This is a genomic window from Hymenobacter sediminicola (assembly GCF_014250515.1).
In the GTDB taxonomy this organism is placed as follows: Bacteria; Bacteroidota; Bacteroidia; order Cytophagales; family Hymenobacteraceae; genus Hymenobacter; species Hymenobacter sediminicola.
Genome location: NZ_CP060202.1, coordinates 2,892,581 through 2,905,325, shown reverse-complemented (window position 1 = coordinate 2,905,325; position 12,745 = coordinate 2,892,581). Strand labels below are relative to the sequence as shown.

Genomic DNA, 12,745 nt, shown 5'->3' with positions numbered 1-12,745 from the left:
AAGTCTTACGATTCAACAACAAGGCCGCTCCCATACTTGGGAGCGGCCTTGTTGTTGGAACTGATTACTGAACGGCGGCGCCGAATTACTGATGCAGCTCGGTCATGGCTGGGTTGGTATATATGCGCTTGAGGTAGGCATTCAGCCGGTTCAGCATCTCGTCGTCCTGCTCGTGCAGCAGCTGGCGCCACAGTGCTTGTACCAGCAGCGTGAGGTGGTAGGTGGCTAGGTCGGGCTGCGCATAGCCCATATCCACAAACGCCTTGTTGAGCAGCGAGTATACCGGCAGCATGAACTTCTGGAAGTGTTTCTGCACCACCTCTTTGTCGAAGGCTTTATCCTGCAGCGTCCAGAAGGCGCGTTCTTCCCGAACCAGCTTGTAGGGCAGGTCGATGACTTTCAGGACCAGCGCGCTGGCGTCGGCTTCGGTCAGCATGCCCCGATTCGCTTCCACAATGCGTTTGTAGCCATCCTTGATGATGGATTCGAAAAGCTTGTCTTTACTCTGGAAATATTTAAAAATCAGGGGCTCAGAAACACCGGCCTCTTTGGCAATCAGCGCCGTAGATGTATGGTCGTAGCCCCGTTCTGCAAACAGCTGCAAGGCGGTTTGCTCGATTCGCTGGAAGCTTTTCATGGTGCAGGTAGGTGAAGTAGGCAGACGCCCCGCGAAAGGCGAACGTAGCTGAAAGCAGCTCCTAAGGTAGCAGCGTGGCTATATCCCTGTACCTCAAAAATAGGCAGCCAAGTTCAATACACGGCATGCCTACTACAAATTTGCTGTATTCATAATCCGGAATTGCTGTTGGGCTTCCGATATGGCCTCGGGAATAAGTAGCGAAAAACGTATATTAACCTACAGTACGGAAGGTTAGCTGGCTGTCAGGCCGGCCCATGTTCACTTAGTTAGGTCTGCTATGGAACCGTATACCGAAAGAGAAGCCCAGGCTCTGGTAGAGCAGTGGCTTGCCAACCACCCCGACCGGGTACAAAACCGCCGCTACCAGCCCGAAAGCCTGGCCAACTGGAAGCAGGCCGCCGTTCACTACCTAGTGCAGGGAAACCCCTACGACGCCGAAGATATTCTGCGCTGGTTTGCCACGCAGGCCGAAGGCTCTTCTATGGAAGAGTCGGAAGCGGCGCATCACCACTAGTTGGATTCGGGGGAGTAGGCCAGCAAAGCGGCCACCTGCGCCGGCAGGAGCTAGGTAGTGCGGGACTTACTGTGCTTGCTCGCTCTGCCGTAGAATTAGGTGTGTCCTGCTTCAACTATGCCGGGTACGGGCCGTACAAGCGGCACGGGTGCTGCCGCCTGCCGCTATGCCAATATTTTATGCTCCGCCTAGGGCAACCTGGCCGGCTGCGAATGGTTATTGGAAACAGGAGTCGGTGCGTGGTGTGGGATTTTCATCTATCTGGTTTTCTATATGTCAACAGTTTCTTCTCCCGGTACTCCGGAGGGCATGCCGCCGCATCCTGAGGACGGTACGCGCCGCTCGTTTATGAAACAGGCCGGCGGGCTGCTGGGCCTGGCCCTGGCCCCGCCGCTGGTAGCGCAGGCCGAGCGGCTGACGGCTTTCTCCAACAATATTCAGGGCGCCACCGACATCACCCTGCGCGTCAACGGCCAGGCCCGCCTGCTACGGGTGGAGCCCCGGGTGACGCTGCTGGATGCGCTGCGGGAGCGGCTGGACCTGACGGGTACCAAAAAGGGCTGCGACCAGGGCCAGTGCGGGGCCTGCACCGTGCTGGTAGAGGGCCAGCGCATCAATTCCTGCCTGGCGCTGGCCGTGATGCAGCAAGGCAAAGAAATCACCACCATTGAGGGCCTGGCCACGGGCGACGAGCTGCACCCCATGCAGGCGGCCTTTATCAAGCACGACGGCTTTCAGTGCGGCTACTGCACGCCGGGCCAGATTCTGTCCGCCGTGGCCTGCGTGAGCGAAGGCCACGCCACCACCGACGACCAGGCCCGCGAGTGGATGAGCGGCAACCTGTGCCGCTGCGGCGCCTACCCCAACATTCTGGCCGCCGTGCGCGACGTGGCCGCTCACTCTGCCCAAGGCTAACGCCATGAACGATTTCAGCTATACCCAGCCGGCCACGGCCAAAGAAGCCACGGCCCTGCGCAAGGACACGCCCACGGCGGCCTACATTGCCGGCGGCACCACGCTGCTGGATTTGATGAAGGCCCACCTGCAGGAACCCCCGCAGCTGATCGACATCACCCGCCTCCCGTTCACGGGCATTGAGCTAACCACAGACGGCCTGCGCATCGGGGCCCTGGAACGCATGAGCACGGTGGGCGAGCACCCGCTGGTCGTGCAGCAGTTTCCGGCCGTGTCGCAGTCCCTGTTGCTGGCGGCCTCCCCGCAGCTGCGCAACATGGCCAGTATCGGGGGCAACATCCTGCAGCGCACCCGCTGCGGCTACTTCCGCGACGCGGCCTTTCCCTGCAACAAGCGTGTGGCCGGCTCCGGCTGCCCGGCCCTGACGGGGGATAACCACAACCTAGCTATCCTGGGCGTAAGTGACTCGTGCATTGCCACCGCCTACCCCGGCGACCTGTCGGTGGCGCTGGCCGCGTTGGATGCCGTGCTGACGCTGGAAAACCAGAAAGGCAAGCAGCGCCGCGTGCCCGTCACGGCGTTTTATCTGTTGCCGGGCACGACGCCGCACAAGGAAACGGTGCTCGAGCCCGGGGAACTGATTGTGGCCGTCACGATTCCGACGGCCGCGCATGCGCAGCGCTCCACCTACCTGAAAGTGCGTGAGCGCAGCAGCTACGCCTACGCTTTGGCCTCGGCCGCGGTGGGTCTGGATGTGCAGTCGGGCACCATCCGCTCGGCCCGCGTGGCGCTGGGCGGCGTGGGCGCGCAGCCCTGGCGCAGCCGCGAAGCCGAAACGGTATTGACCGGGGCGCCGGCCACGGAGGCTACGTTCCGGGCGGCGGCGGCGGCGGCGCTGCAGGGGGCACGGCCCCGGGAGCAGAACCGCTTCAAGGTCGAGCTGGCCCAGAACACACTCGTGCGTGCTCTGCAGCAGCTCGCTGGCTAGCCAGTAGTTCCGGGCCCTTGTGCACTTCGATAAAGAGCAATAGGCCTTCTATCCGTATCAAGACATACCCTCCCAGATGGATATCGAACCGAATTTCTTTGAAACTAACCCTAAAGCTGGCATCGTAGGCCAGCCGCTAGACCGTGTCGACGGCCGGGCGAAAGTCACGGGCCAGGCAAAATACTCCGCGGAATTCAACCAATTGCCGGGTTTGGTGCATGCTGTGCTCAAAACCAGCGACGTGGCCAAGGGGCGCATTACCGGCTTCGATACCAGCGCCGCAATGAAACAGCCCGGCGTGGTGGCCATCCTCACCCACCAGAATCTGCCCAAACTGGCTAAAACGCCCAACGACCCCGAGGGAAAAAAGGCTATTGGTGCACCCATGGGCTTCCTGCCACTCACCTCCGACCAGGTTCATTATGCCGGACAGCCAGTGGCAGTGGTAGTGGCCGATACGTTGGAGCGGGCTCAGTATGCTGCTTCCTTGCTGAAGGTGCAGATAGCGGCTGAAACGCCTATTGCCTCTTACGAGGACCCCAAAGCGCAGCTGTTCGACCCCGAAAAGATACAAGACGGTAAAACCAAGGGCCACACGGTACGCGGCAATCCGCAGGCGGCCTTTGCGTCTGCTGCTATCCAGCTCACTCACAAATACGACCACGCTATTAATCACCACAGCCCGATGGAGCCCGGCTCTACCACGGCGCATTGGGAGGCGGCCGACCGCCTGACGGTGTACGAATCTACGCAGGGGGTGTCGCGGACGCAGAAGGCGCTGAGTGCCATGCTGGGCCTCTCGGCGGAGCAGGTGCGTGTGGTGACCAAGTATTTGGGGGGCGGTTTTGGCTGCAAGGGTTCTACCTGGCCGCATACTATTCTGACGGTGCAGGCCGCCAAAGCGGTAGGCCGGCCGGTGAAACTGGCTCTCACGCGGCCCCAGATGTTCACTAGTATGGGCCACCGCGAAGACCAGACCCAAACCCTGAAAGTTGGCGCTACCAAAGACGGTAAACTGACGGCCCTAATCCACGAAAAGACCTCTACCACGTCGCCCTGGGACAATTATGCCGAGCCCAATAGCAAGATTATCAATCTGCTGTACGCGTGTGAGAATTTCGAGGCGAGCTACCAGCTGGCCCGCGCCAACGTAATGACCTCTACTTTCACGCGGGCCCCCGGCGAGGCTCCTGGCTCGTTTGCGCTGGAGTGCTCGATGGACGATCTGGCCTACCAATTGGGCATTGATCCGCTGGAAATTCGGCTGCGGAACTACGCCGAAAAAGACCCTAGCACCGGCCAGGCCTGGAGCAGCAAGAGCCTGAAACAGTGCTACGCCCGTGGGGCTGAGCTGTTTGGCTGGAGCAAGCGCAACCTCAAAGCCGGTGCCACCCGCGACGGTCGTTTGCTGGTGGGCTGGGGCATGGCAACGGCTAGCTACCCCGTCCATAACTCGCAGGGTACGGCCCGCGCCCGCCTCTACGCCGACGGCCACGCTGTGGTGCAGTCGGGTGCTACAGACTTAGGTACCGGCACCTACACCGTCATGACGCAAGTAGCGGCCGATGCGCTATTTCTGCCCGTGGAGAAAGTACGCTTCGAGCTGGGCGACACCAAGCTGCCTACGGCTCCCAACTCGGGGGGCTCGGTGGCGGCCGGCACGGTATCATCGTCGGTGTACATGGCTGCGCAGGACGTGTGGCAAAAGCTGATTAAGCTGGCGGTGCTGGACAAAAAGTCGCCTCTCTACAAGGCCAAGCCGACCGAAGTAGCAGTGGAAAAAGGACGGCTGCAACTGAAAGCCAATCCGCAGAAGGGAGAAGATTTTGCGGCCATCATGAAGCGCGCCGAAATAAGTGACATCGAAGGAAATGGGCAGGGCCTATACGGCAGCGGCTACGAAGATGCCCAGGCTGCCGCCAACGCCGACCCCAGCAAAAAGGACGAGGCCGGCGACCATTCTATGCATTCGTTTGGAGCACATTTCTGCGAGGTGAAAGTTGACCCTGAGTTGGGTACCGTGCGCGTTACGCGTTGGGTAAGTGTGCACGGCGCGGGCCGCATCCTCAACGCCAAAACCGCCCGCTCCCAGATTATCGGGGGGAGCATCTTTGGTATTGGCAGCGCTCTGATGGAAGCCACTCACCGCGACCAGAACTTCTCCCGCTACACCAATGCCTCCCTGGCCGACTACCACATTCCCGTCAACGCGGATATTCCGGACATGACAGTGGAATTTATCGACGAGAAAGACCCGTATATCAATGCCATGGGGGTGAAAGGCATCGGCGAAATTTCGATGGTAGGTGTAGCGGCGGCCGTGGCTAATGCCGTGTTCCATGCAACCGGCAAGCGGGTGCGCAGTTTGCCCATCACGCCGGATAAGATACTGGCGACGAAAGCAGTGCAAGCATAACCATAGCTGCTATTTCGGGCAGGGCAGAGGAAAAAGGCTGTTCGTTGGTGGATGGCTAGTATTCTGCGTTTTGTCTACAAGGGCCGGCCTTGCTTAACTCTGCGATTCACTGCCCCGTATTTTACTTTACAATGACCGAACTACAGCGCCTGCTACAGGCTTATGATGAACACCGGGCTGCCGGACGCGCCTGCGCTCTAGCGTCGGTGGTGGATGTGGCGGGCTCCGCCTACCGCCGCCCCGGAGCCCGTATGCTCGTAACCGACGAAGGCCAGTTGACCGGCGCCATCAGTGGCGGCTGCCTCGAAGGGGATGCCCGCCAGCGCGCCCGCCGAACCATCCGGCAGGGCCGTCCCACAGTCGTCACCTACGACTCTACTGACCCCGATGATGACTTGCAGTTTGGGGCCGCGCTGGGCTGCCAGGGTATCGTCCAGATTTTGCTGGAGCCGCTAGATTTTCAGGATTATAATAACCCGGTAGAGCTGTTGCGCCGCTGGGCCAATGGGGTAGAGGCCCCGGCCGTGGTAGCTACTGTATTCAGTGCTGCCGGCTCAGAAGGCAAGGTGGAGGTAGGGCAGAGGCTCTTGCTCACTAGTGACAGCAACACGCAGGGTACGCTGCCCGAGGCCGCCGACTTGTACGCCTCCATTCTGGCCGATGCTCACGCGGCGCTGGCAGCCGGCCAGCCGGCTACCCGGCACTATGCCGCTGGTGCTGGTGCCGTGCGTGTGAGCCTGGAAATTCTGCGGCCTCCCGTGCGCCTTACAGTATACGGGGCCGGCAACGATGTGCAGCCTCTGGTGCGCCTGGCTGCGGGCCTTGGTTGGCGGGTGCAGGTCGTAGATGGCCGCCCGGCTCAGGCGCAGCCTACCCGCTTTCCCGATGCCGACGCGGTGCGAGTGCTGCCACTGGCCCAAATACCGCAGGAACCGTATGATGGCAGCTTTGCCCTGCTGATGACGCATAACTATTACTACGATTTAGCCGTGTTGCAGCACTTGCTGCCTGCTGCCTCGGCTCGATATATTGGCCTGCTGGGCCCGCGCAAGAAATACGAACGGCTCCTGGACGACCTACGCAAAACCTTTCCAGATGCTGCTGAGCAGCTGCAGGGTCGTATCCACAGCCCCATCGGCCTAAATTTGGGAGCTGAAACACCCGAGGAAATTGCGCTGTCCATCGTAGCTGAAATACAGGCCGTGCTGACTGGCCGGCCCGCTGGCTTCCTCCGCGACTCGCCGCTACCCATTCATCCGCCGTTGCGCGCCGATGCGCCACTGGTAGCAGAAGGCCGTGTAGATGCCGTGTGCGACTTGTGACAACGCAACTGATGCCCAGGGCTATTGTACTTCTCGCTGCGGGGGCATCTATGCGCCTTGGTCGGCCTAAGCAACTACTGGTCTACCAGGGACAAACTTTGTTGCGCCGGGCGGCTGAAACTGCTGTGGCGGCTGCGGGCAGCCTGCCGGTAGTAGTGGTGACGGGGGCGCTGCATACAGAGTTGCTACTGGAGTTGGCTGGTCTGCCCGTACGTGTGGCGTGGTGCCCAGAGTGGGAGCGGGGTATGGGCGCGTCATTGAAAACTGGTTTGAAGGCACTGGAGGCGCAATCTTCAGCTCTCAGCTCCGTTACGGTGATGCTCTGTGACCAGCCTCTCGTGACGCCTGCGCTGCTTCAGCACCTAGCCGAAGCACATGCTACCACCGGCCAGCCCATTGTGGCCAGCGAGTATGGTGGCGTGCGGGGCGTGCCTGTATTGTTTGGGGCTGAAGTATTGCCGCTGCTCCGCCACTTGCCAGACGCCGCAGGAGCTGGCCAACTCCTGAAGCAGCACCCGGAACTGGTAACTACCGTGCCCTTCCCGGGTGGGGAAATGGATGTAGACACAGAAGCGCAGTATGCTGCGTTGCTGGCGGAGAGAAGCAGGTGGCCGAAGTAGCCGTCAGAAAGCAACGGGTTAGCGTATACCACCCGACAACTGCGGCGGGGAATTCCCGTTATCTTGCTCGCACCCTTCTTCAACCCTTGTCCTTATGAGCGACGTTTCCGCCGCCCCGGCTGCTCCCGCAGCCGACCTTTACCATATTCCCAAGGATAACAAGCGCATCACGACCGGCTGGACGTTCTACGACTGGGCGAATTCGGTGTATCCGCTGGTTATTACATCCAGTATTTTTCCCATCTACTGGAGTTCGATGGTGAAGGAAGTCACCAACACGGACAGTGGCAAAACCCCGGTTGAGTTTCTGGGAATGCACGTGCCGGGCACGTCGTTGCAGAACTACTCCGTTTCGGCTGCTTTCCTGATTATTGCCCTCATCAGCCCGCTCCTCACCTCATTGGCCGACTTCTCGGGCCGGAAAAAGCTGTTTCTGCAGGTGTTCTGCTACCTCGGAGCCGCTTCTTGTGCCGGGCTGTATTTCTTTGAGCCGAGCACGTTTACGCTGAGCGTATTTGTGTTTATCATGGCGACCATCGGCTTTTCCGGCTCCATCGTTTTCTACAACTCCTACCTGCCGGATATTTCCTCGGAGGAGAAGTTCGATTCTTTGTCGGCGCGGGGCTTTTCCATGGGCTATATCGGTTCGGTGGTGCTGCTGGTGCTATGCCTGATCCTGATACAGGGCCCCACGCTGTCGGGCACGCCCATGTTTGGGCTGAGTACCGGCGAAGCCACTCGGTACAGCTTCCTGCTCACGGGTATCTGGTGGGCCGGCTTTGCCCAGATTCCCTTCTTCACGCTGCCCGCCGACCCCGGCCGGCCAGCCGGCGCTGCTTCCGAATCGGGCTGGCTGCTCAACGGCTTCCGTGAGCTGGCCAAAGTATGGGAAGAAACCAAAAAGCAGCCCAACCTCAAACGGTTTCTACTGGCGTATTTCACCTACAATATGGGGGTGCAGACAGTGATGTATGTGGCCACACTGTTCGGCTCCGAAGAACTCAAGCTGGATAGTACCTCGCTCATTATCACCATTTTACTGCTTCAGATTGTCGGGATTTTGGGCGCTTATCTGTTTGCCAAACTGTCGGAGCGTATCGGCAACACCCGGGCGCTGAGTTGGGCCGTGTTCATCTGGATGCTGATCTGCGTGGCCGGCTATTTTGTGCAGGCCGGGTGGAGTTTCTACGCGTTGGCTGCTGTTATTGGCCTCACAATGGGGGCGGTACAAAGCCTGTCGCGCTCCACGTACTCCAAGATTATTCCCGAGAACACACACAACTCGGCCGCATACTTCAGCTTCTTCGACGTCACAGAGAAAGTAGGCATCGTGGTAGGGCTGGTGGTATTTGGCGGTATTTCGCAGCTGATGGGCGGCAACATGCGCTACAGCATCCTCGCCCTGATTGTGTTCTTCATCCTGGGGCTGATTTTTCTGCTCCAATTGCGCGGCAAGAAACTGCGCGAGGTGCAAACCGACGACGCTGAGATAATGGCGCCGCCACCTGCCACGCCTAACGTAGGAATGCCGGCTTCCTGAACAATACGAACAGTTTTTGCTTATTGCACGAGCATCGGGAAAGCCCCGATGCTCGTTTGTTTTTCCTCCGGTTTATTCCCGCTTACACTCACCCAAATGCACACCTCTTCCCTGCAGCAAAATATCTTGGCGGAGCTCCATGTTGAGCTGGCTGGCACCCGCAAAGTGCTTGAGCGAGTACCCTTCGAGCAGGCCGAGTACCGCCCGCACCCCAAGAGCATGACGCTGTGGCAGCTGGCAACGCACGTTGTTAATCTGCTTGCTTTCAAGACGCTGTTCGTCACCCACGACTCGCGCGACTTCCTCGACCCCAATGCGCCTAAACCCGGCCCCACGCCCACGAGCAAAGAAGAACTGCTGGCGCGCTTCGACGACTACAGCGCTACGCTACAGAAGGAACTGCAAGCCACCGACGACGAGACGCTGACCCACAATTTTAAGCTGCACCGGGGCGAACAGGTGATTTTTGACCGTCCAAAAGGCACCGCCATCCGTCTCATGGGCCTCAACCACAGCATTCATCACCGCGGCCAGCTTACCGTCTATTTACGCCTGCTCGACATTCCCGTGCCCGGCCTCTACGGCCCCTCCGCCGACGAGAAATAGAAGGTAGGTGAGAAGGTCTTAGGAAAAAGCAAAAGAGCCAGCCGTTACACAACGGCTGGCTCTTTTGCTTCTACAAATAGTCTGTGCTACGGTTTGGCTGAAAATACCCGCTCCCCGGCAATCCATGTCTGTTGCACTTTTGCAGTGCGCAGCTCTTCCTTGGGGGCCTCTAGTAGGTCAGTGTTGAGTACAACGAAGTCGGCGGCCATACCGGGACGGATGCTGCCTTTCTGCTTGTCTTCGAAGGCTGCGTGAGCCGCCCAGGTGGTCATGCCGCGGAGGGCATTGGGGCGGCTCAGGGCATTTTCCATCTGAAATCCGCCGCTGGGGTAGTTCTTGGCATCCTGCCGCGCTACAGCCGAATGATAGCCGAACAACGGATTAATATCTTCCACCGGAAAGTCGCTGCCGATAGCCACTTGGCCATACTGCTTGCGCAGTGCTTCGTAGGCATACGCCGTTTTCAGGCGGTCCGCGCCTAGCCGCTCGCCGGCCCAGTACATATCCGACGTAGCGTGCGTGGGCTGCACCGAAGGCACTATGCCGAATTGCCCGAACTTCGGCATGTCGGCCGGCGTCACAACTTGGGCATGCTCGATGCGCCAGCGCCGGTCCTGCTGGCCCTGCAGCGCCTCGCCGTAGATGTTCAGAATGATGCGGTTCGCTGAGTCGCCGATGGCGTGGGTGTTCATCTGGAACTTGCTGGCCGCAATTTCCTGCGCGAGGGCCCGAAACTCCTTCTCAGTAGAAAGCAGGAACCCGGTTTCTTTAGGCCGGTCGGAATACGGATGCACCAGACAGGCTCCGCGAGAACCAAGAGCCCCATCGGCGTATACTTTGAACGAGTTGACAGTGAGTTGATCCGTAAAGACCGGCCCGTTTTTAAGGTAAAAGTCCCGGTTGGCCTTGGTTGGGTTGAGCATGGCATACAGACGCAGCTTGAGCTTGCCGGTCTTCTGCAGCGCCTGCATCTGGTCGATGTCAGACTTGTCCAAGCCTGCATCGGCAAGGCTGGTGAGGCCCACGGCCAGGCAGTTTTGCTGAGCTTCGAGCAATGCGGCTTCCGCCTCTGCCGGCGTGGCAGCCGGAATCTTGCTTGATACTAGCTTCACGGCATTGTCTACGAGCAGGCCGGTGAGTCTTCCGCCCGCACCTACGGTGATGGTGCCCCCGCTAATAGGTGTGCGGGCCGTAACACCAGCCAAATCCAGCGCCTTCTGGTTGACAAGAGCGGCATGGCCATCTACCCGGATAATGAAAACGGGTATGTTCGGGAACAGTGCGTCCAGTGTGTCTTTCGTAGGAAACTGCTTGCCAGGCCAGTCATTCTGGTCCCAGCCACGGCCCGTAAGCCAAGCGGCCTGCGGATACTGCCGGCGCTGTTCCTGCAGCTTCCGCACCACTTCCTGCCACGAGCCGGTACCTACTAGGTTGGCGTCGCGCAGGCCCAGGGCATAGCGGTAGAAGTGGCAGTGCGCATCGTAGAAACCAGGATAGATGAACTGGCCCTGCGCGTCCACTTCCTGCTTGGCCTGGTACCGGCCCCGAATTTCCTCGGCGGTTCCTACCGCCACAAACCTGCCATTCTGCACAGCAAAGGCCTGCGCCTTACTGAAAGTCGAATCGACGGTGTAGACGGTGGCGTTGTACACAATCAGGTCAGCTGCGGAGCGGGACTGGCAGCTGTTGAGCAGAACTGGCAGCAGCAGCAGAGCCAGCAGACGGAGACGGAACAGAATCATGGGGCGAAAGTACACACGGCATTCCGCATCCTACCTCTACTATTCCGGGGTTATTGGGTAGCTACCGTATCCTGCTGGTAGCAATGCTGCAGCCATTCCAGCGCAGTAGACTCGTCCGTGAAGCGTTGCAGCTGATAGGGCAGGGTATCGAAGTAGGTGAGCGAGGGGATAGTGGCGTTGGCGAGTACGCCGGCCAAATGGTGTGGCGACATCAGGAAGGCCAGGTACGTGGTGCGGCCCAAGCGGGGCTGCAGCTTCGGAAAAAACTCTTCCATAATCCAGAATACATCCGACGAATCAACCCCAACGCGCCGCCTGATATCGAGCAGCCAGAAGCGGCAGTTATGCTCGGCAGCTGCTTCCAGGAGTGCGGCGTACCCCTGTTGCAGCTCAAAAGGCATTACTGCGCGCAGCCAACGCCCCAGCAGCACGTGCTGTTCAGGCCGGTAAGTAATATCCAGATAGGGAGTAGAAAATGAAGTCATAGAAGTTGCAGTTAAGGTCTGATACACAGATTGGCAAGAGCCCGAACCGCACGGCTGCGGGCCGTTTCTGCCAAAAAATCCCCAGCGCCATCGGGTGAGGCACTGGGGACAGAGGGTGCCTGCATACCGTGCAAGCTAGCTTTCGGCCGGCAGTTTTGCTACTCGAAGCGCATGTGCTTCACCGATTCGCCGGAGTTTTTCAGTTCCAGCAGCGAGTCAATACCAATCTGTAGGTGTGCCGTTACGTAATCGGCCGTCACCTTTTTGTCGCTTTCGGCGGTTTTCACCCCTTCAGGCGTCATGGGGTTGTCACTGACGAGCAGCAACGCGCCATGCGGAATCTCATTCACGAAGCCGACTGTGAAAATAGTGGCCGTCTCCATGTCCACGGCCATGGCCCGGATCTGGCGCAGATACTCTTTGAAATTTTCGTCGTGCTCCCACACGCGGCGGTTGGTGGTATACACCGTGCCGGTCCAGTAGTCTTTCTCGTGCTTCTTGATCATACTGCTTACCGCACGCTGCAGGCGGAACGAGGGCAGCGCAGGAATTTCGGCTGGCAGATAGTCATCCGACGTACCCTCGCCCCGAATAGCGGCGATGGGCAGAATCAGGTCACCGAGCTTGGTTTTGTTCTTCAGGCCGCCGCACTTACCCAGAAACAGCGCCGCCTTAGGCTTCACAGCCGATAGCAGGTCCATGACGGTAGCGGCCATAGGCGAGCCCATGCCAAAGTTGATGATGGTAATGCCGTTGGCGGTAGCCGTCTGCATCGGTTTGTCGAGGCCGCGCACCTCTACGCCAAACTGCTCGGCGAACATGTGTACATAGTTGATAAAGTTGGTCAGCAGAATATACTGTCCGAACTCTTTCAGCGGTACACCAGTGTAGCGGGGCAACCAGTTTTCTACAATGTCAGATTTGGATTTCATAGGCAATTCGGGAAATGACTAAACG

Annotated in this window: 12 protein-coding genes; 8 read left to right on the top strand and 4 right to left on the bottom strand. The window is 59.2% G+C overall.

From position 1 onward, the window contains the following. Positions 1–85: 85 nt before the first annotated feature. A complete protein-coding gene (locus H4317_RS12400) occupies positions 86–637 on the bottom strand; it encodes a TetR/AcrR family transcriptional regulator (RefSeq protein ID WP_185886912.1) in 552 nt (183 codons plus the stop codon). Between the two features lie 280 nt (positions 638–917). On the opposite strand from H4317_RS12400, the gene H4317_RS12395 reads away from it, so the two are divergent. The 8 genes from H4317_RS12395 to H4317_RS12360 all read left to right on the top strand — a co-directional run bounded on the left by H4317_RS12395 (position 918) and on the right by H4317_RS12360 (position 9,561). Further along, on the top strand, positions 918–1,154 hold the full coding sequence (locus tag H4317_RS12395) for a hypothetical protein (protein WP_185886911.1): 237 nt from the start codon (positions 918–920) through the stop codon (positions 1,152–1,154). A gap of 273 nt (positions 1,155–1,427) precedes the next feature. Further along, positions 1,428–2,069: a (2Fe-2S)-binding protein gene (locus H4317_RS12390; RefSeq protein ID WP_185886910.1), complete on the top strand. Its 642-nt coding sequence runs from the start codon at positions 1,428–1,430 to the stop codon at positions 2,067–2,069. Positions 2,070–2,073: 4 nt separating this feature from the next. Further along, positions 2,074–3,057: an FAD binding domain-containing protein gene (locus H4317_RS12385; RefSeq protein WP_185886909.1), complete on the top strand. Its 984-nt coding sequence runs from the start codon at positions 2,074–2,076 to the stop codon at positions 3,055–3,057. A 76-nt stretch (positions 3,058–3,133) separates the two neighbouring features. Further along, positions 3,134–5,473, top strand: a complete 2,340-nt coding sequence (locus H4317_RS12380; RefSeq protein ID WP_185886908.1) for a xanthine dehydrogenase family protein molybdopterin-binding subunit — start codon at positions 3,134–3,136, stop codon at positions 5,471–5,473. A 131-nt stretch (positions 5,474–5,604) separates the two neighbouring features. After that, entirely contained in the window at positions 5,605–6,795 is a 1,191-nt protein-coding gene (locus H4317_RS12375; RefSeq protein ID WP_185886907.1) for an XdhC family protein, read from the top strand. A 50-nt stretch (positions 6,796–6,845) separates the two neighbouring features. Beyond that, the gene (locus tag H4317_RS12370; RefSeq protein ID WP_221899156.1) at positions 6,846–7,415 is read left to right on the top strand and encodes a nucleotidyltransferase family protein; all 570 of its coding nucleotides are present in this window, start codon (positions 6,846–6,848) and stop codon (positions 7,413–7,415) included. 94 nt (positions 7,416–7,509) lie between these two features. Next, the gene (locus H4317_RS12365) at positions 7,510–8,955 is read left to right on the top strand and encodes an MFS transporter (RefSeq protein WP_185886906.1); all 1,446 of its coding nucleotides are present in this window, start codon (positions 7,510–7,512) and stop codon (positions 8,953–8,955) included. Positions 8,956–9,051: 96 nt separating this feature from the next. Continuing rightward, positions 9,052–9,561, top strand: a complete 510-nt coding sequence (locus tag H4317_RS12360) for a DinB family protein (RefSeq protein WP_185886905.1) — start codon at positions 9,052–9,054, stop codon at positions 9,559–9,561. 86 nt (positions 9,562–9,647) lie between these two features. Here the strand turns inward: H4317_RS12360 and H4317_RS12355 are convergent, their stop codons facing one another. The 3 genes from H4317_RS12355 to H4317_RS12345 all read right to left on the bottom strand — a co-directional run bounded on the left by H4317_RS12355 (position 9,648) and on the right by H4317_RS12345 (position 12,720). Next, positions 9,648–11,303 (bottom strand): amidohydrolase, encoded by a 1,656-nt coding sequence (locus H4317_RS12355; protein ID WP_185886904.1) that lies wholly within the window; start codon positions 11,301–11,303, stop codon positions 9,648–9,650. Positions 11,304–11,353: 50 nt separating this feature from the next. Further along, a complete protein-coding gene (locus H4317_RS12350; RefSeq protein ID WP_185886903.1) occupies positions 11,354–11,788 on the bottom strand; it encodes a hypothetical protein in 435 nt (144 codons plus the stop codon). A gap of 158 nt (positions 11,789–11,946) precedes the next feature. Then, a complete protein-coding gene (locus H4317_RS12345) occupies positions 11,947–12,720 on the bottom strand; it encodes an AMP nucleosidase (protein ID WP_185886902.1) in 774 nt (257 codons plus the stop codon). Positions 12,721–12,745: the final 25 nt, after the last annotated feature.